The organism is Actinomadura sp. GTD37 (assembly GCF_041951365.1).
Classification (GTDB): Bacteria; Actinomycetota; Actinomycetes; order Streptosporangiales; family Streptosporangiaceae; genus Spirillospora.
Genome location: NZ_JBGNUS010000008.1, coordinates 248,890 through 267,611 on the forward strand (window position 1 = coordinate 248,890; position 18,722 = coordinate 267,611).

Below are 18,722 nucleotides of genomic sequence, written 5' to 3' on the forward strand. Positions count from 1 at the left end.
GTGCAGTGGCCAAGGTCCGGGTATATGAACTCGCCAAGGAGTTCGGTGTAGAGAGCAAGGTCGTCATGGCCAAGCTCCAGGAAATGGGCGAGTTCGTCCGGTCGGCGTCCTCCACGATCGAGGCGCCGGTCGTTCGCAGGCTGACAGAAGCCTTCTCCAATTCTTCTTCGTCCTCCAAGCAGGGGGACAAGCGGGGCGCGCCCAAGCGACCTTCGGGTCCGGGTCCGCGTCCCGCCGCGCCGCGTCCGGGTCCGCCCGGCGGCGGCGCGTCCGACGGGCAGGGTGCGCGCCAGCAGGCCCCCCGGCCCGCCGCGCCGCGCCCGCCCGCGCCCAAGCCGGCCTCCGGCGCCCCCGCCGGTCAGGGAACCGGCGGCGGCCAGGGAGCCGGCGGCGGTCAGGGAGCCGGCCAGGGCGGCATGCCCAAGCCGGGTCCGCGCCCGCCCGTCCCGCCGGCGCCGAGCGCGCCGGTGGACGTGCCCGCGGCGCAGGCCCCGAGCGCCCCGCCCGCGGCAGGTCCGGCAGCCGGTCCGCCGGCCGCCCCGCCGGCCGCTCCGGCGACCGGCAACGGCGCCGGGAACCGCGCGCCGGGCGGCGCGAAGCCGGGTCCCCGCACGCCGGGCGGCCCGAAGCCGGGGCCGCGCCCCGGCCCGCGGCAGAGCGGCGGAGGCGGCGGCCGGCCGCGTCCGGGCAACAACCCGTTCAGCTCGACCAACACCGGCATGGGCCAGGCGCCCAAGCCGGGCCCGCGTCCCGGCCCGCGGCCGGGCGGTGACCGCCCCGGCGGCGACCGTCCCGGTGGGGAGCGTCCCGGCGGCGAGCGCGCCGGCGGCCCGCGCCCCGGCGGCGGCCGTCCGGGCGGTGCGCCCGGCGCCGGCGGTCCGCGCCCGAACCCGGGGGGCATGCCGCCCCGGCCGGGCGGCCCGCGGCCGAGCCCGATGAACATGCCGTCCTCGCGGCCCGCCGGCGCCCCCGGGCGCGGCGGCCCCGGTGGCGGCGGCGGCGGCCGCGGCCCCGGCGGCGGTGGCCGTCCCGGTGGTGGCGGCGGCGGTGGCCGCGGTCCCGGCGGCGGCGGTCGTCCCGGTGGCGGCGGCGGCTTCGGCGCCCCCCGCGCGGGTGGCGGCGGTCGTCCCGGTGGCGGCGGCGGCTTCGGTCCCCGTCCGGGTGGCGGCGGCCGCGGTCGCGGCGGCACGCAGGGCGCGTTCGGCCGTCCCGGCGGACGTCCCGCACGCGGACGCAAGTCGAAGCGGGCGCGTCGTCAAGAGTTCGAGAACATGCAGGCGCCCGCCGCCGGCGGCGTCTCGGCTCCGCGCGGCAACGGCCGGACGATCCGGCTGCCGCAGGGCGCGACCCTGACCGACTTCGCCGAGAAGATCGGCGCCAACCCGGCGTCGCTCGTCGCGATCATGATGCATCTCCAGAAGATGGTCACCGCGACCCAGTCGGTCGACCCGGACGACCTCATGCTGCTCGGGGCCGAACTGGACTTCGACGTCCAGGTCGTCAGCCCCGAGGACGAGGACCGCGCGCTGCTCGAGTCGTTCGACATCGAGTACGGCGAGGACGAGGGCGGCGAGGAGAACCTCCAGTCGCGTCCGCCGGTCGTCACCGTCATGGGCCACGTCGACCACGGCAAGACCAAGCTGCTGGACGCCGTCCGGCACGCCAACGTGCAGGCGGGCGAGGCCGGCGGCATCACCCAGCACATCGGCGCCTACCAGGTCGAGACCGTGGTGGACGGCGAGGAGCGCAAGATCACCTTCATCGACACCCCGGGCCACGAGGCGTTCACCGCCATGCGTGCCCGCGGTGCCGACACCACCGACCTGGTGGTGCTGGTGGTCGCCGCGGACGACGGCGTCAAGCCGCAGACCACGGAGGCGATCGACCACGCCACCGCGGCCGGGGTCCCGATCGTCGTCGCGGTCAACAAGATCGACGTCGAGGGCGCGGACCCGAACCGGGTCCGGGCGCAGCTCACCGAGTACGGCCTGGTCGCCGAGGAGTTCGGCGGCACCACCCAGTTCGTCGACGTGTCCGCCAAGCAGGGCACGAACATCGATGGGCTGCTGGAGGCGGTCGTGCTGACCGCCGACGCCGAGCTCGACCTGAAGGCCAACCCCGACATGCCCGCCCAGGGCTCGGCCATCGAGGCCCACCTGGACAAGGGCCGGGGCGCCGTGGCGACCGTGCTGGTCCAGCGCGGCACGCTGCGGGTCGGCGACTCGATCGTCTGCGGCGTGGCCAGCGGCCGCGTCCGGGCGATGCTCGACGAGAACGGCAACAGCGTCGAGGAGGCGGGCCCGTCCCGTCCGGTGATGGTGCTCGGCCTCGCGGCCGTGCCCGGCGCGGGCGACAACTTCCTGGTCGTCGACGACGACCGGGTCGCCCGGCAGATCGCCGACAAGCGGGTCGCGCGCAAGCGCAACGCCGAACTGCTCAAGAGCCGCAAGAGCAGCTCCCTCGAAGAACTGTTCAAGGACTTCCAGGAGGGCAAGCGGCAGGAACTGCTGCTCATCCTCAAGGGCGACGTGTCCGGTTCGGTCGAGGCGCTGGAGGACTCGCTCCTCAAGATCGACGTGGGCGAAGAGGTCAGCCTGCGGATCATCCGCCGCGGTGTCGGCGCGATCACGCAGGACGACGTCAACCTGTCGCTGGCGTCCGAAGAGGGCGCGGTCATCATCGGCTTCAACGTGCGGCCCGAGCGCAACGCGCAGGAGCTGGCCGACCGCGAAGGCGTCGACATCCGGTACTACTCGGTCATCTACCAGGCGATCGACGAGATCGAGGCGGCCCTCAAGGGCATGCTCAAGCCGGAGTTCGAGGAGGTCCAGCTCGGCACCGCCGAGGTCCGGGAGATCTTCAAGGTGCCGCGGATCGGGAACGTCGCCGGTTCGATGGTCACCTCGGGGATCATCCAGCGCAACGCCAAGGCCCGTCTCATCCGCGACGGCGTCGTCATCTCCGACAACCTCACGGTGTCGTCGCTGCGGCGCTTCAAGGACGACGCGACCGAGGTCCGCGAGGGCTTCGAGTGCGGTATCGGCGTGGGGTACAACGACATCAAGCTCGGCGATGTCGTCGAGTGCTACGAGATGCGGGAGAAGCCCCGCGTCTGAGGCAGCCGGCACGTCCGCGCGGTCCCGGCCCCTCCCGGGCCGGGTCCGCGCGGCGGCCCGCTCGTCGCCGATGCGGTCGTTGAAATCGAGTGACATGACGCCAGGCGGATCTTCTAGCCTGGCGTCCGTCATGTCCGGCCCGTCCGCCGCCCGCGGGCGCGGCCGGGAACACGGCGGGCGACCCCCGTCGTTCAATCTTCGAAAGATCCCGAGGTGATCGACCAGGTGTACGTGGGTGCGCTGACACTCGACCTGCTGCTGGGGGACGTCCGCTCGCTGAAGGAGAAGCGGTCCGTCGTCCGGCCCGTCATCGCCGAGGTGCAGAAGCACTTCCCGGCGGTGGCCGTCGCCGAGACGGGCGGCAACGACCTGCATCGCAGGGCGGAGATCGGGGTGGCGGTGGTGTCGGGCACCGCCGCGAACTGCACCCAGGTGCTCGACCAGTGCGAGCGGCTGGTGGCCGGGCGGCCGGAGATCGAACTCCTGTCGGCCCGCCAGCGCGTCTTCAGCGACGAGGACTGAACGGCGTCCGGGAACGGAGCGCCGGCGGCCCGCGAGAGGCCGTTCGGACGCGCATCGGGGGGTGGGGGCGTCCCCCACAATGAAGCGGCGGCTCGCGCCGTCGGACCACAGAGGGGTCGGCAGACCATAGAAAGGGAGTGCGATCATGGTGGACGCAGCTCGGGCCCGCAAGCTCGCCGACCGCATCCAGCAGATCGTGGCCGAGATGCTGGAGAGGCGGATCAAGGATCCGCGGCTCGGCTTCGTGACCGTGACGGACACCCGCATCACCAACGACCTGCGCGACGCGACCGTGTACTACACGGTGTACGGGTCGGACGGCGAGCGCGCCGAGACGGCCGCCGCGCTGGAGAGCGCCAAGGGCGTCATCCGGACGGAGGTGGGCAGGAAGACCGGGGTCCGGCACACGCCCAGCATCACCTTCGTCATGGACTCCGTGATGGAGAACGTCGCCCACATCGACGACCTGCTGGCCCAGGCCCGCGCGAAGGACGCCGAGGTGGCGCGGGCCGCGAAGGGCGCGTCCCCCGCCGGTGAGGCGAACCCCTACCGCGTGGCCGGCCCGGAGGACGAGGACCCCGACGACGAGGACGAGGACGCCGAGGACGCCGACGAGGAGGACTTCGACGGCCACGACGCTGCGGGGGACGGTGCGGACGGCCGCTCCGGACGCCCGTCGCCGTGAACGGGCCCGGGGGCCGGGCGGAGGCGCCGGGCGCCGCCGGCCGGCCGGAGGAATGCCGTCTGCACGATGTGGACGGGCATGCCGTGAGCGGTCATGACGTCGTCCCGCGCGGCGGTGGCGGCGTCCGCGACGGCGGGTCCACCGGGCCTGCCGGTACCTCCGCCGAACTGGAGTGGGACCGCGCGGTCGAGCTGATCCGCGCGGCGGACGACATCTGCCTCGCCTGCCACGTGGCCCCGGACGGCGACGCGCTCGGCTCCATGCTCGCCCTCGCCCGGGCCCTCCGCGTGCTGGGCAAGCGGTGCGCGGCGTCCTTCGGAGAGCCGTTCACCGTGCCGGCGATCCTGCGGTTCCTGCCGGGCCAGGAGATGCTGGTCGAGCCCGCGCGGATGCCGTCCGCCCCCGAGCTGATGATCGCGCTGGACGCGGCGGGCCGGGCGCGGCTCGGCGGCCTCGCCGGGCGCGCCGACCGGGCCGATGCGCTGATCGTCGTCGACCACCACGCGTCCAACACCGGTTTCGGCGGTGTGCGGCTCGTCGACCCGGACGCGGCCGCCACCGCGGTGCTGGTCGAGGAGCTGATCCGCAGGCTCGGCGTCCCGCTGGACCGTGACATGGCGCAGGGCCTGTACGCGGGGCTCGCCAGCGACACCGGCTCGTTCAAGTACCCGTGCACGACCCCCGAGGTCCACGACCTGGCGGGACGGCTGCTGGCGGCGGGCGTCCGGCCGGACGCGGTCAGCCGCGAGCTGTGGGACCGGGCGCCGTTCGGCTACCTGCAGGTCCTCGCGGGCGCGCTGGCGCGGGCCCGGCTGGAGCGCGACGCCGCCGGCGGCCTCGGCCTGGTCTGGACGACGATCGCGCGCGCGGACCGGGCCGCCCGCGACGTCGACTACGACCAGCTCGAAGGGGTCATCGACCAGCTCAGGCGCACCGACGAGGCCGAGGTCGCGGTCGTGTGCAAGGAGAACGACCGGGGCGAGTGGTACGTGTCCACCCGCTCCAAGGGCGCGGTCGACGTGGGCCGCGCCTGCGTCGAGCTCGGCGGGGGCGGGCACCGCACCGCCGCCGCGTTCACCATGGGCGGGGAGCCCGCCTGCATCATCGACCGGCTGCGCGCCGCGCTGCGCGTGCCCGGCGACCCCGACGACGACTGACATTTCGGAGCGCGCGTGGACAACTCGGGACTCGTCATCGTGGACAAGCCCGCCGACTGGACGTCGCACGACGTGGTCGGAAGGATGCGGCGGCTCGCCAAGACCCGCCGGGTGGGGCACGCGGGCACGCTCGACCCCATGGCGACCGGCGTGCTCGTCCTCGGCATCGGCAAGGCCACCCGCCTCCTCGGCCATCTCGCGCTGACGGAGAAGGGCTACGACGCCACGATCCGCCTGGGCCAGTCGACGAACACCGACGACGCGGAGGGCGAGATCACCGCGACGGCGTCCGCGGCGGCCGTGGCCGACGAGGCGCTGCGCGCGGGCGTCGCCGCGCTGACCGGGCCGATCCAGCAGACTCCGCCGCAGGTCAGTGCGATCAAGGTGAACGGCGAGCGGGCCTACAAGATGGCCCGGAAGGGGGAGGAGGTCGCGCTGGCGGCCCGTCCCGTGACCGTGCACGGGTTCACGGTCCTGGACGTGCGGCGGCAGGGCGACCTGATCGACGTGGACGCGTCCGTCTCCTGCTCGTCCGGCACCTACATCCGGGCGCTGGCCCGCGACCTCGGCGCGTCCCTCGGCTGCGGCGGGCACCTCACAGCGCTGCGCCGCACCCGCGTCGGGCCCTACGACCTGCCCATGGCGCGGACGCTGGACCAGCTCGCGGAGAAGCTGGAGATCCTCCCGATGGGCGAGGCGGTCGCCGCGGTGTTCCCGCGCAGGGACGTCTCGGACGAGGACGCCCGCAAGGTCGCGCACGGCGGGCGGCTCCCCGCGGCGGGGCTCGGGCCGGGCCCGGTCGGCGTCTTCGGCCCGGACGGCACGCTGCTCGCCCTCGTCGAGGAGCGGGGCGGGCTCGCGAAGCCCCTCGCGGTGTTCGTGCCCTGACCTTGCCCGGTGCCCTGACCCGAGCCGTGTCCTGATCCGGCCCGCACTGATCCGCGGGCGGCGCGCCCGTGGTGAGCATCACGGGACGAGGGGGATGCGCGACAACCTACGCACGCGTAACCTACGTGAGCGTAGGTTCGTTGGTGAGGAGGTGTCCGTGACCACTGTGAAGGACCACCCCCCGGTGGCGTCCCCGACCCGCCCGCGGCTGCGCGGCTGGCTGCACCTCGGCGCGTTCCCCGCGGTGCTGGTCGCCGGGCTGGTGCTGGTGGCGCTCGGCCCGAGCGTGCACGCGCGGCTGGCGTCGGCGGTGTACGTGGCGGCATCGGGGATGCTGTTCGGGATCTCCGGGACGTACCACCGGCAGCGGTCGCACCGGCTGATCGAGGTGCTGCGCCGGTTCGACCACGCCAACATCTATCTGATCATCGCCGGGACGTACACGCCGTTCGCGGTCGTGGCGCTGGACGGCGGGGTGCGCATCGCCGTCCTCGTCACCGTCTGGACGGGCGCCATCGCGGGCGTCGTCTTCCGGACCGCCTGGATCGGCGCCCCGCGCGCTCTCTACGTGACCCTCTACATCGTGCTGGGCTGGGTCGCGGTGTTCTTCCTGCCGCAGTTCCTGGACGGCGCGGGCGTCGCCGCGTGCGTGCTGGTCGCGACCGGCGGCATCTGCTACAGCGTCGGCGGCATCGTCTACGGGCTCCGCCGCCCCGACCCGTCGCCGCACTGGTTCGGCTTCCACGAGGTCTTCCACGCCTTCACGCTCGCCGCGTACATCCTGCAGTACATCGCCGTGTCGCTCGTCGTCTACCAGTCGGGCTGACGGGTACCCCTCGGTGCGACCGGAGCGCCCCGCGCATGGCACTCTTAAGGACGGCAGAAGAAGACGGGCAGGCACGTCCTACGCAGGGAGAGAATGGTGCGGCGTTGGAATGGCCTCGACGAGGTTCCCGCGGACTGGGGCCGTTCAGTGATCACCATCGGGGTGTTCGACGGCGTGCACCGCGGCCATCAGCGGATCGTCGGCGCCGCGGCGGAGGAGGCGCGCCGCCGCGGCCTGCGCTCGGTGGTCATCACCTTCGACCCGCATCCGGACGAGGTCGTCCGGCCGGGCACGCATCCGCCGCTGCTCGCCACGACCAGGCGCCGCGTCGAGCTGCTGGAGGGCCTCGGCACGGACGCGGTCGTGGTGGTGCCGTTCACCCTGGAGCTGTCGAGGACGCCGCCGGACGAGTTCGTCCAGCAGGTGCTGGTCGACCGGCTGCACGCGGCGCACGTCATCGTCGGCGAGGACTTCCGGTTCGGCCACAAGGCCAAGGGCGACGTCGCCCTGCTGCGCGAGCTCGGTGAGAAGTACGACTTCACCGCCGAGGGCATGCCGCTTGTGGCCAACGGCGACACGATCTCGTCCACCTACATCCGGGAGCGGCTCGACGCGGGCGAGGTCGACGCGGCGGCGCGGGCGCTGGGCCGGCCGCACCGCGTCGAGGGCATCGTCGTCCGCGGCCACCAGCGGGGCCGCGCGCTCGGGTTCCCCACGGCCAACCTGGAGATGCCGGCGAACACCGCGATCCCGGCCGACGGCGTCTACGGCGGCTGGCTGGTCTGCGACTCCGAGCGCTACCCGGGCTTCCGCTGGCCGGCCGCGATCTCGATCGGGACGAACCCGACGTTCGAGGGGGCCGGGGAGCGGACCGTCGAGGCGTACGCGCTGGACCGCGACGACCTCGACCTGTACGGCGAGCACATGGGCGTGGACTTCACCTCCCGCGTCCGCGACACCCTGAAGTTCGACTCGGTCGAGGCGCTGATCGAGCAGATGCACCGCGACGTGGACCGGATCAGGGAGAACACCGCGGAATGACTCCGGCGAACAACTCTTTTCCGGTGCGTACCCTGCGATAACAAGGGTTTTCGCTTCGTGACGGGGTGGGTTTCCGGCGTGGTACGGTGAATAGTCGCCGGGAAGGGCCCCGGCGCGGCTGGCTGCACCCTCATGCGGCCCGCCACCCTCTTCAACACACGCACCATGCGGACCCGTGCGCCCTCCGGGCCAGGATCTGCGGGTGACGATTTCATCGAAGGAGCCACGTGTCGCTCGACACCGCCACGAAGAACCAGATCATCGCCGAGTACGCGACCACTGAGGGTGACACCGGATCGCCGGAAGTCCAGGTCGCGCTGCTCACGCGCCGCATCAACGATCTGACCGAGCACCTCAAGGAGCACAAGCACGACCACCACAGCCGCCGCGGCCTCCTGCTGCTGGTCGGCCGTCGTCGCCGCCTCCTGAAGTACCTGAGCAACAAGGACATCAACCGCTACCGGCAGCTGATCGAGCGACTCGGCCTGCGCCGCTAGCACGGTGAGGGAGTGGCCCACGCGGGGCCACTCCCTTCCTCATATGGCCGGCGGGCCGCGAGGAGCGTCCGCCCGGCCGCACAACTGCAGACAAGCCTCGCGGACACCGCTGGTGCGGGCCGGTCCTCGGTAGTGGCTTCCGGATCCGTTCCGCCGCATCGGCGGACCCTGTCGATCCGGGTGCTTCGATCGAAGACCGGCAGCGTGACAAGCCAACGGGAAACGGCCGCGAGGACCGACATGGAACCCATAGGAGGTTTCCCGTGACAGAAGCCGTGCGCATCGACGGTGCGCAGAGCACCGAAGCCGTGATCGACAACGGCACGTTCGGCACCCGCACCATCCGCTTCGAGACGGGCCGCGTGGCCCGGCAGGCGGCCGGCTCGGCCGTCGCCTACCTCGACGACGAGACGATGGTGCTGTCGGCGACCACCGCGTCGAAGAAGCCCAAGGACAACCTGGACTTCTTCCCGCTGACCGTGGACGTCGAGGAGCGGATGTACGCGGCCGGGCGCATCCCCGGCTCGTTCTTCCGCCGCGAGGGCCGGCCCTCCGAGGACGCGATCCTCACCTGCCGGCTGATCGACCGTCCGCTGCGCCCGTCGTTCACCAAGGGCCTGCGCAACGAGATCCAGGTCGTCGAGACGATCATGGCGCTGCACCCCGACCACCTGTACGACGTCGTGGCGATCAACGCCGCCTCGATGTCCACGCAGCTGGCCGGGCTGCCGTTCTCCGGCCCGATCGGCGGCGTCCGCGTCGCGCTGATCGAGGGCCAGTGGGTCGGCTTCCCGACCCACCCCGAGCTCGAGCGCGCCACCTTCGACATGGTCGTCGCCGGGCGCGTCCTCGCGGACGGCGACGTCGCGATCATGATGGTCGAGGCGGAGTCCACCCGCGACACGATCCGGCTCGTCGGCGAGGGCGCCGCCGCCCCCACCGAGGAGACCGTCGCCGAGGGCCTCGAGGCGGCCAAGCCGTTCATCAAGGCGCTGTGCAAGGCGCAGAGCGACCTCGCGGCCGTCGCCGCCAAGGAGACCCGCGAGTACCCGATCTTCCTGGACTACCAGGACGACGTGCTCGCCGCCGTCACCGACGCCGCGAGCGGCGACCTCGCGCAGGCGCTGACCATCGCCGGCAAGCAGGAGCGCGAGTCCCGGCTCGACGAGATCAAGGCCGCCGTGGCCGAGAAGCTCGCCGAGCAGTTCGAGGGGCGCGAGAAGGAGATCTCCGCCGCCTACCGCGCCGTCACCAAGAAGCTGGTCCGCGAGCGGGTCATCCGCGACGGGCTGCGCATGGACGGCCGCGGCCTGAAGGACATCCGCCAGCTGACCGCCGAGGCGCACGTGATCCCGCGCGTGCACGGCTCGGCGCTGTTCGAGCGCGGCGAGACGCAGATCCTCGGCGTGACGACGCTGAACATGCTCCGCATGGAGCAGACGATCGACACGCTGAACCCCGAGCGCACCAAGCGCTACATGCACAACTACAACTTCCCGCCGTACTCGACCGGTGAGACCGGCCGGGTCGGCTCGCCGAAGCGCCGCGAGATCGGGCACGGCGCGCTCGCCGAGCGCGCCCTGCTGCCGGTGCTGCCGACCCGCGAGGAGTTCCCCTACGCGATCCGGCAGGTGTCGGAGGCGCTCGGCTCCAACGGCTCCACCTCGATGGGCTCGGTCTGCGCGTCCACCATGTCGCTGCTGGACGCGGGCGTCCCGCTGAAGCAGATGGTGGCGGGCATCGCGATGGGCCTGATCAACGAGGGCGACGACTACGTCACGCTGACCGACATCCTCGGCGCCGAGGACGCGTTCGGCGACATGGACTTCAAGGTCGCCGGCACCCGCGACCTGATCACCGCGCTGCAGCTCGACACCAAGCTCGACGGCATCCCCGCCTCGGTGCTGGCCGCCGCGCTGAAGCAGGCCAAGGGCGCGCGTCTCGCGATCCTGGACGTCATGCAGGAGGCCATCGAGGCGCCCGCCGAGATGAGCCCGAACGCGCCGCGGATCATCACGATCAAGGTCCCGGTCGACAAGATCGGCGAGGTCATCGGCCCCAAGGGCAAGATGATCAACTCGATCCAGGACGACACCGGCGCCGACATCACGATCGAGGACGACGGCACCATCTACGTCGGCGCGACCGACGGCCCGTCCGCCGAGGCCGCGCGGCAGGCGATCAACTCGATCGCGAACCCGCACATGCCGGAGGTCGGCGAGCGGTTCCTCGGCACCGTCGTCAAGACCACCACGTTCGGCGCGTTCGTGTCGCTGCTGCCCGGCAAGGACGGCCTGCTGCACGTCTCGCAGATCCGCAAGCTGCACGGCGGCGCCCGGATCGAGAACGTCGAGGACGTCATGGGCGTCGGCGAGAAGATCCAGGTCGAGGTCACCGAGATCGACCAGCGCGGCAAGCTGTCGCTGGTGCCGGTCGAGGTGGTCGAGCGCGAGGCCGCGGAGAAGGGCGACGCCGGCGACGGCGCCGCCGAGGCGTCCGAGGACGGCGACTCCGCTGAGCAGCGGCCCCGCCGGGACGACGGCGACCGCGGCCCGCGCCGCCGCCGCACCCGCCGCACCGGCGACGACGCCGGCCAGCGCAACTCCTGATCTCGGCTACTGACCGGCCGGTCGTCCCGCCCTCCGGCGGGACGGCCGGTCGGACGCTTTCCAACGACGGAATGTGAGCGACACGTGACCCTGCCGGCGCGGGCGCAGGAGCCCGGCACCACCGAGACGATCCACACCGACGGCGCCGGCGCGGTGCGCCGCACCGTGCTGCCCGGCGGGCTGCGGATCATCACCGAGACGATGCCGACCGTGCGGTCCGCCGCGTTCGGCATCTGGTCGGCGGTCGGCTCGCGGGACGAGGGGCCCGCCGACGCCGGCGCGAGCCACTACCTGGAGCACGTGCTGTTCAAGGGCACGAAGCGGCGGTCGGCGCTGGAGCTGTCGGCGGCGGTCGACGCGGTCGGCGGCGACCTGAACGCGTTCACCGCCAAGGAGTACACCTGCTACTACGCGCGGGTGCTGGACGCCGACCTGCCGCTCGCCGTGGACGTCGTCTCCGACATGGTCGCCGAGTCGGTGAACCGCCCCGAGGACGTCGAGGCCGAGCGCGGTGTGATCCTCGAAGAGATCCACATGCGCGACGACGACCCGGGCGACCTGATCCACGACGAGTTCTCCACCGCGCTGTACGGCGACACCCCGCTTGGGCGGCCCATCCTCGGTACCGAGGACTCCATCAACGCCCTGTCCCGAGACCGGATCCACGGCTACTACCGGGAGCACTACGTCCCGTCCAAGCTGGTGGTGTCGGTGGCGGGCAACATCGACCACGACGAGGTCGTCCGGCTGGTGTCCGGCGCGTTCGCCGAGCACCTCACCGGGGACGCCGCGCCGGCCGCGCCCCGCCTGGACGGCGCGCCCGTCCCGCTCGACCCGCGCAACGTGGTGATCGACAAGGACACCGAGCAGGCGCACATCATCCTCGGCGGCGCCGGGGTGTCCCGCACCGACGACCGCCGGTTCGCGCTCGGCGTGCTGAACGCCGCGCTCGGCGGCGGCATGTCGTCCCGCCTCTTCCAGGAGATCCGGGAGAAGCGCGGCCTCGCCTACTCGGTCTACAGCTACACCGCCCAGTACGCCGACTCCGGCATCTTCGGCGTGTACGCCGGCTGCCAGCCCGCCAAGGCGGAGGAGGTCCTGTCGATCTGCCGGGACGAGCTGGGCAAGGCGGCCGAGGAGTGCCTCACCGCCGAGGAGCTGGAGCGCGGCAAGGGCCAGCTGCGCGGCGGCATGGTCCTCGGCCTGGAGGACACGGGCTCCCGCATGAGCCGCATCGGCAAGAGCGAGCTGGTCTACGAGTCGCTGCTGCCGGTGGAGGAGGTCCTGGCGCGGATCGAGGCCGTCACGCTGGACGACGTCCGCGCGATCGCCCGCGAGGTGCTGTCGGCGCCGCAGGCGCTGACCGTCATCGGCCCGGTCGGCGACCGCGACTTCGCCGCGTGATCCGTTAGGGGCCTTCCCGCCCGGGTAGATCGGGCGCGTGAAGATCCTCATCAGGCTGGTCATCTCCGCGATCGCGCTGTGGGTCGCGGAGGCGCTGGTCGACGGCGTCGAGCTCACCGCCGGGAGCACGACGGAGCGGGTGCTCACGCTGCTCGGCGTCGCGGTGATCTTCGGTGTGGTCAACGCCGTCCTCAAGCCCGTGATCAAGGTTCTGGGCTGCGCGTTCTACATCCTGACCCTCGGGCTGTTCGCGCTGCTCGTGAACGCGGGGCTGCTCATGCTGACGAGCTGGGTCGCGGGGGAACTGGACCTTCCCTTCCATGTGGAGTGGTTCTGGCCGGCCTTCTGGGGCGCGATCATCATCGGCGTCGTCAGCTGGCTCCTCAACCTGTTCGTGGCGGACGACGACTGACACGCCTTGTTAAGCGGACTGGAGTCCGTTAATCTCGAAGGAGTAATCGGACTGTGGTCCGTATTTCTCTGCCGAGAGGTCCCCCCATGTCACGCCTGCTGCACATCTCCGCGTCCCCCCGAGGCGCCGCGTCGGAGTCGCTGGCGATCGCCGGGACGTTCGCGGACGCCTACCGCGACGTCCACGGCGACGTCGTCGACCACCTCGACCTGTGGGACGGCGCCCTCCCCGAGTTCGGGCCCGCCGGAGCCGGCGCCAAGATGACCGTGCTCGCGGGCGCGGAGCCGTCCGGCGAGCAGGCCGCCGCGTGGCGGGCCGCCCGCGCCGTCTTCGAGCGGTACGACTCCTACGACCGCTACCTGTTCAGCGTCCCGATGTGGAACTCCGGCGTCCCGTACGTCCTCAAGCAGTTCATCGACGTGGTCTCGCAGCCCGGCTGGGTGTTCCGCTTCGACGCGGAGGAGGGGTACACGGGCCTGCTCCACGGCAAGAAGGCCGCCGTCGTCTACACCAGCGCCGTCTACGGCGAGGGGCGTCCGCCCGCGTTCGGCCGCGACCACCAGGCCGCGTTCCTGGACGGCTGGCTGCGCTGGACGGGGGTCACCGACCTCGCCCGCGTCGAGTTCCGGCCCAACCTCGCCACCGCCGACGCCGACGCGGGACGCCGTGCCGCGCACGCCGAGGCGCGCGAGCTGGGCAAGCGCTTCTGACGGTAGGCTCTGGCCGGACGCCAACCGGGAGGAACACGTGATCAAGGTCGGGGTGCTGGGCGCGCAGGGCCGCATGGGGGCCGAGGTGTGCCGTGCCGTGCGAGGGGCCGGCGACATGGAGCTCGTCGCGGCCGTCGACCAGGGGGACGCGCTCGACGCGCTCGCCTCCGCCGAGGTCGTCGTCGACTTCACCCACCCCGGCGTCGTCATGGACAACCTCAAGTGGTGCGTCGAGCGCGGCCTGCACGCCGTCGTCGGCACCACGGGGTTCGACCCGCCACGGGTCGACACGGTCCGGTCCTGGCTGACCGACGAGTCGTCCGGGAACGTCCTCATCGCGCCCAACTTCGGGATCGGCGCGGTGCTGATGATGCACTTCGCGCAGAAGGCGGCCCCGTTCTTCGAGTCCGTCGAGATCGTCGAGACGCACCACCCGAACAAGGCCGACGCGCCGTCCGGCACCGCCTACCGCACCGCCGAGCTGGTCGCCGCCGCCCGCGCGGAGGCCGGCGCGGCCCCGTCCCCGGACGCCACCACCTCCGAGGTCGACGGCGCCCGCGGCGCGGACGTGGACGGCGTCCGGGTGCACGCCGTCCGCATGTCGGGCGCCATCGCCCACCAGGAGGTCGTCCTCGGCGGGCACGGCGAGCTGTTCACCATCCGCCACGACTCGATGAACCGCGAGTCCTTCATGCCGGGCGTCCTGCTCGCCGTCCGCAAGGTCCCCGAGATGGACCGCCTCACCATCGGCATCGAGACGCTCCTCGGACTGTGATGCGCTTCGACGCCGACCCCTGGGACTACCTCGCCGCGTCCGAGGCGATCGACATCGAGCACCCGCTCGTCCAGTCGGTCGCCGCGGAGCTGCGCACCGGCGACGACATCGCCTACGCGCACGCGGCGTTCGACTACGTCCGCGACCAGGTCCCGCACTCCATGGACTCCGGCGACACCCGCGTCCCCTGGCGCGCCTCCGACGTCCTCGGCCAGCGCACGGGCCTCTGCTACGCCAAGTCCCACGCCTACGTCGCCCTGCTGCGCGCGGGCGGCGTCCAGGCGGGCCTCTGCTACCAGCAGTCGTCCGGCGTCCTGCACGGCCTCACGGCCGCCCTGGTGGACGACCGCTGGGTCCTCCTCGACCCGCGCGGCAACAAGCCGGGCATCGACGTCCAGTTCTCCGCGTCGGAGGACCGCCTCGCGTACCCCGACGACCCGATCCACCCCACGGTCTACGCAGCACCCCCAGAGCCCGTCCTGGAGGGCCTCAAGGCCATGCCCGCCCCCACGGGCCTCCCCGCCCTCCTCCCATGAGCTACCGACCCGCCCCGCGTCCGCGCGGAGGGGGTCAGCGGGGAGAGGGTGGGTTGATGAAGCCGTACTTGTGGAAGAGCTTCTGCGCGGCGGGCGTCAGCAGCCAGGAGACGAACGCGGCGGCGGCGTCCGGGTGGGCGGAGTCCTGGACGGGGGCGGCGGGGAAGGCGGCGGTGACGTTCAGGTCCGCCGGGATGGGGACGCTGCTCGCCGCGATGCCCGCCGAGCGCAGGTCGGTGATGTAGACGATCCCCGCGTCGGCCTCCCCGGAGCGGACCCGGTCCAGGACGGCGCGCGCGCTGATCTCCTCCGAGCTCCACCGGAGGGTCAGCCCCGCCTTCTCCAGGACCCGGCGGGTGTAGCGGCCCACCGGCACCGTGCCCGCGCCGACCACCACGCGCAGGCCCGGCCGCTGCAGGTCGCGCAGGCTCCGGATGCGCCGCGGGTTGCCGGGCCGGACCGCGATGGTGAGCGTGTCGTGGGCGACGGTGCGGGGCCGTCCGGCCAGGTGGCCGGCGGCCTCCGCCATGCTCGCCTGGTCGGCCGTCACGAGGACGTCGCCGGGCGTGTGGTCCGACAGCCGGTCCACCATCTCGGGGGACGCGCCGAACGCGAAGCGCAGCCGGACGCCCGGATGCTCCTGCTGGTAGGCCGTCCCCATCTCGCCGAACACCTCGGTCAGCGACGAGGTGGCGAGGACGGTCAGCGTCACCGGCCCGGACGGGCCGCCGCAGCCCGCGCCGAGACCGGGCAGGACGAGCGCGGCGAGCAGGGCGGACGCGCGGAGCCGCCGCCGACGGGGGGTATCGGGCATATGGCTTCATCCTAGGGTCGGACCCCTTTCGGACCCGTGAACCGGCGTGGCGTGTCAGTGGCCCGCACTAGTGTTTCCGGCAACTGGAGATCACGTCCTCGGAGGCCCGACACCATGTCCCTCGACCTGATGGAGCTGCTGCCCGGCGACTGGCGGGAGCGGCTCGACCCGCTGCTCGACCCGGTCGCCACGGCCGCGCTGGGCGCGTTCGTCGCGGGGGAGTACGAGGCGCAGACGGTGTACCCGCCGCGCGACGACCTGTTCAACGCGTTCCGGCACTGCCCGTTCGACGGCGCCCGCGTGCTGGTCCTCGGGCAGGACCCCTACCACGGCCCCGGCCAGGCGCACGGGCTCAGCTTCAGCGTCCGCGACGGCGTGCGGCTGCCGCCGTCGCTGCGCAACATCTACAAGGAGCTGGCGACCGACCTCGGCGTCCCGGCGGCGGCGTCCGGCGACCTCACCCGCTGGGCCGACCAGGGCGTCCTGCTGCTGAACGCGGTGCTGACCGTCCGCGGCGGCGAGGCGGGCTCGCACGCGGGCAAGGGCTGGGAGGACTTCACCGACGCCGCGATCCGCGCCCTGAACGACAAGAGCGAGCGCGTCGTCTTCGTGCTCTGGGGCGCCTACGCCCGCAAGAAGGCCCGCCTGATCACCGGCCCGCAGCACACCGTGATCGAGTCGGCGCACCCGAGCCCGCTGAGCGCCAAGAAGTTCTTCGGGACGCGCCCGTTCAGCGCCGTCAACAAGGCGCTCGTCGACGCCGGGCGCCCCGAGATCGGCTGGGGGTAGCTCCGCCCGCCGGGGGAGCGGGCTCCCCCGGCGGCGGGAGGCGCGCCCCCGGACGTCCGGGGCATCGTCGGGGCATGACCGTTTCAGTTCACGCCCTCACCGGGCGGCGGCGCGCCGCGCGCGGCGGCCCCGGCCCCGGCCTTGTCCGGCTGTCCGTCTGCGCCGCGACGATCGCCGCGTGCGTCCCGTACCTCATCCTCAAGACCGCGTGGCTGTCCGGCAGCACGGCCGGGTGGAACGACGTGGAGGCGGCGCGGGGCTCGGGCCTCTACGTCGCCAACGCGGTCACCATGGGCATGGACGCGCTGGCCGTGCTGGTCGCGCTGGCGTTCACGTTCCGCTGGGGGCGGCGGATCCCGGCCTGGCTGGTGCTGACGCCGATCTGGATCGCGGCCGGGCTGCTCGCGCCGATCGTCCTCGCCGTCCCGCTGGGCGCGCTGCTGCAGGCGCTCTTCTCGTCCGAGCCGCTGACCGGCGGCGACGCCGCGATCCAAGGCTGGGTGTACGGCGTCGTCTACACGGGCTTCACCGTGCAGGGGCTCGGCCTGCTCACGGCCTTCGTCCTGTACGCGAAGGACCGGTGGGCGGACGTCTTCACCATCCGCACAAGGGACGTCCCCAAGGGCGCGACCCACGCGCTACAGGTGCTCCTGGCGCGCGCGGCGAGCGTGTTCGCGGCGGGCTTCGCGGCCGTGCACCTCTTCTGGGCGTTCGGCGGGACGGCCGGGCTCCGCGGCGACGAGATCGTCCACCGGAACGCGGCCCAGCAACTGGCCGACGGCGTGTGGGGCGCCCTGGCGCTGGCCGGCGCCGCCGCCCTCCTGGCGATCGTCCAGCGTGCCGGCCGTCCGGAAAGGCTCGCGCTTCCGCTGGCCGTCGCCTGGGTCGGCGCGGCCGCGACGTTCGCCTGGTCGCTGTACGCGCTCCTCGTGACGCTCGGCCGGCCGGGCCTCCTGGCGTCCGACTCGACGGCGGCCGCGAACCTCACCGCCCTCGGCGGGCTGCTGGCCGGGCTCCTCATGGGGGTCGCCGGCGCCGTCCTGCTCACCGAGCGTCAGAGCGCCAGCCCGACCGCCAGCAGCACGCCGTAGGCGATCTGGAGCCGGCCGGTCTCGCCCAGCACCGGGATCAGGGCGGGACCGGCCGCGCCGTTCAGCACCCGCTGCGTCGGCGGCAGCGTGAGCGGCGCCGCGAGCAGCGCGAGCAGCGCCCACGGGTGCGGCGCGGCCAGCGCCAGGACGAACATGAACGGCAGCGCGGTGCAGGCCGCGTACAGGATGCGGGTCCAGGGGCCGCCGAGCAGCACGGCGAGGGTCCGCTTGCCCGACTCCCGGTCGGTCGGGATGTCGCGCAGGTTGTTCGCGACGAGGAGCGCGCAGGCCAGCAGCCCGATCGGCACCGCCGCCGCCCACGCCTCCCACGGAATCCCCTCGACCTGGACGTACACCGTCCCGACGGTGGCGACGAGGCCGAAGAAGACGAACACCGACACCTCGCCCAGCGCGCGGTACCCGTACGGCGTCTTGCCGCCCGTGTAGAACCAGGCCGCGAGGATCGCGAACGCGCCGACGAGCAGCAGCCACCAGGTCGTCACGGCGGCGAGCACGAGCCCGGCGACCGCCGCGGCCAGGAAGCAGGCCAGCGCGGCGCCGAGGACCTGCTTCGGCGGCGCGGTCTTCGACCCGACGAGGCGGAGCGGGCCGACGCGTTCCTCGTCGGTGCCGCGGACGCCGTCGCTGTAGTCGTTGGAGTAGTTCACCCCGATCTGCAGGACGAGGGCGACGAACGCGGCGAGGGCGGCGCGCCACCAGACGGATTCGCCCTCGCCGACCGCGACGCCGGTGCCGACGACGACGGGAACGAGGGACGCGGGCAGGGTGCGGGGCCGGGATCCGGCGACCCATTGGGTGAGCGTGGCCACAGTTACCGCTTGTTCTCGCT

18 protein-coding genes are annotated in these 18,722 nt (G+C 73.0%); 16 read left to right on the forward strand and 2 right to left on the reverse strand.

Translation table 11 applies throughout. From position 1 onward, the window contains the following. Positions 1 to 5: 5 nt before the first annotated feature. The 14 genes from infB to ACA511_RS33355 all read left to right on the forward strand — a co-directional run bounded on the left by infB (position 6) and on the right by ACA511_RS33355 (position 15,178). Entirely contained in the window at positions 6 to 3,116 is a 3,111-nt protein-coding gene (gene infB, locus ACA511_RS33290) for a translation initiation factor IF-2 (RefSeq protein ID WP_375028653.1), read from the forward strand. A gap of 213 nt (positions 3,117 to 3,329) precedes the next feature. Continuing rightward, complete coding sequence (locus ACA511_RS33295) at positions 3,330 to 3,638, forward strand: DUF503 domain-containing protein (RefSeq protein ID WP_375028654.1); 309 nt, start codon at positions 3,330 to 3,332, stop codon at positions 3,636 to 3,638. A gap of 145 nt (positions 3,639 to 3,783) precedes the next feature. After that, positions 3,784 to 4,323, forward strand: a complete 540-nt coding sequence (gene rbfA / locus ACA511_RS33300; protein ID WP_375028655.1) for a 30S ribosome-binding factor RbfA — start codon at positions 3,784 to 3,786, stop codon at positions 4,321 to 4,323. Positions 4,324 to 4,406: 83 nt separating this feature from the next. Then, the gene (locus tag ACA511_RS33305) at positions 4,407 to 5,480 is read left to right on the forward strand and encodes a bifunctional oligoribonuclease/PAP phosphatase NrnA (protein ID WP_375028656.1); all 1,074 of its coding nucleotides are present in this window, start codon (positions 4,407 to 4,409) and stop codon (positions 5,478 to 5,480) included. A gap of 15 nt (positions 5,481 to 5,495) precedes the next feature. Next, positions 5,496 to 6,368: a tRNA pseudouridine(55) synthase TruB gene (truB, locus tag ACA511_RS33310; protein WP_375028657.1), complete on the forward strand. Its 873-nt coding sequence runs from the start codon at positions 5,496 to 5,498 to the stop codon at positions 6,366 to 6,368. Between the two features lie 157 nt (positions 6,369 to 6,525). Beyond that, on the forward strand, positions 6,526 to 7,194 hold the full coding sequence (locus ACA511_RS33315; protein ID WP_375028658.1) for a hemolysin III family protein: 669 nt from the start codon (positions 6,526 to 6,528) through the stop codon (positions 7,192 to 7,194). 96 nt (positions 7,195 to 7,290) lie between these two features. Then, positions 7,291 to 8,235, forward strand: coding sequence for a bifunctional riboflavin kinase/FAD synthetase (locus ACA511_RS33320; RefSeq protein WP_375028659.1), 945 nt, complete (start codon positions 7,291 to 7,293; stop codon positions 8,233 to 8,235). Positions 8,236 to 8,462: 227 nt separating this feature from the next. Continuing rightward, positions 8,463 to 8,732: a 30S ribosomal protein S15 gene (gene rpsO, locus ACA511_RS33325; protein WP_021599383.1), complete on the forward strand. Its 270-nt coding sequence runs from the start codon at positions 8,463 to 8,465 to the stop codon at positions 8,730 to 8,732. A 263-nt stretch (positions 8,733 to 8,995) separates the two neighbouring features. Further along, positions 8,996 to 11,341, forward strand: a complete 2,346-nt coding sequence (locus ACA511_RS33330) for a polyribonucleotide nucleotidyltransferase (RefSeq protein ID WP_375028660.1) — start codon at positions 8,996 to 8,998, stop codon at positions 11,339 to 11,341. Between the two features lie 84 nt (positions 11,342 to 11,425). Continuing rightward, the gene (locus ACA511_RS33335) at positions 11,426 to 12,745 is read left to right on the forward strand and encodes a M16 family metallopeptidase (RefSeq protein WP_375028661.1); all 1,320 of its coding nucleotides are present in this window, start codon (positions 11,426 to 11,428) and stop codon (positions 12,743 to 12,745) included. 37 nt (positions 12,746 to 12,782) lie between these two features. Further along, positions 12,783 to 13,157, forward strand: coding sequence for a phage holin family protein (locus tag ACA511_RS33340; RefSeq protein ID WP_375028662.1), 375 nt, complete (start codon positions 12,783 to 12,785; stop codon positions 13,155 to 13,157). An 86-nt stretch (positions 13,158 to 13,243) separates the two neighbouring features. Then, positions 13,244 to 13,867 carry an FMN-dependent NADH-azoreductase gene (locus tag ACA511_RS33345; protein WP_375028663.1) on the forward strand — a complete coding sequence of 208 codons (624 nt, stop codon included), beginning with the start codon at positions 13,244 to 13,246 and terminating at the stop codon, positions 13,865 to 13,867. A 37-nt stretch (positions 13,868 to 13,904) separates the two neighbouring features. Continuing rightward, positions 13,905 to 14,642 (forward strand): 4-hydroxy-tetrahydrodipicolinate reductase, encoded by a 738-nt coding sequence (gene dapB, locus ACA511_RS33350; RefSeq protein ID WP_375028664.1) that lies wholly within the window; start codon positions 13,905 to 13,907, stop codon positions 14,640 to 14,642. Then, positions 14,642 to 15,178 carry a transglutaminase family protein gene (locus tag ACA511_RS33355; protein WP_375028665.1) on the forward strand — a complete coding sequence of 179 codons (537 nt, stop codon included), beginning with the start codon at positions 14,642 to 14,644 and terminating at the stop codon, positions 15,176 to 15,178. The genes dapB and ACA511_RS33355 overlap by 1 nt, the downstream gene beginning before the upstream one ends. Positions 15,179 to 15,212: 34 nt before the next feature. Here ACA511_RS33355 and modA read toward each other — a convergent pair whose 3' ends face one another. Further along, the gene (modA, locus tag ACA511_RS33360) at positions 15,213 to 15,992 is read right to left on the reverse strand and encodes a molybdate ABC transporter substrate-binding protein (protein WP_375028666.1); all 780 of its coding nucleotides are present in this window, start codon (positions 15,990 to 15,992) and stop codon (positions 15,213 to 15,215) included. A gap of 114 nt (positions 15,993 to 16,106) precedes the next feature. Here modA and ACA511_RS33365 point away from each other — a divergent pair, with 114 nt between their 5' ends. Next, positions 16,107 to 16,781: a uracil-DNA glycosylase gene (locus ACA511_RS33365; RefSeq protein WP_375028667.1), complete on the forward strand. Its 675-nt coding sequence runs from the start codon at positions 16,107 to 16,109 to the stop codon at positions 16,779 to 16,781. A gap of 74 nt (positions 16,782 to 16,855) precedes the next feature. Further along, entirely contained in the window at positions 16,856 to 17,872 is a 1,017-nt protein-coding gene (locus ACA511_RS33370; RefSeq protein WP_375028668.1) for a hypothetical protein, read from the forward strand. Here ACA511_RS33370 and ACA511_RS33375 read toward each other — a convergent pair. After that, positions 17,836 to 18,702, reverse strand: a complete 867-nt coding sequence (locus tag ACA511_RS33375; protein WP_375028669.1) for a 1,4-dihydroxy-2-naphthoate polyprenyltransferase — start codon at positions 18,700 to 18,702, stop codon at positions 17,836 to 17,838. The two genes, ACA511_RS33370 and ACA511_RS33375, sit on opposite strands and share 37 nt — an antisense overlap. Positions 18,703 to 18,722 lie beyond the last annotated feature (20 nt).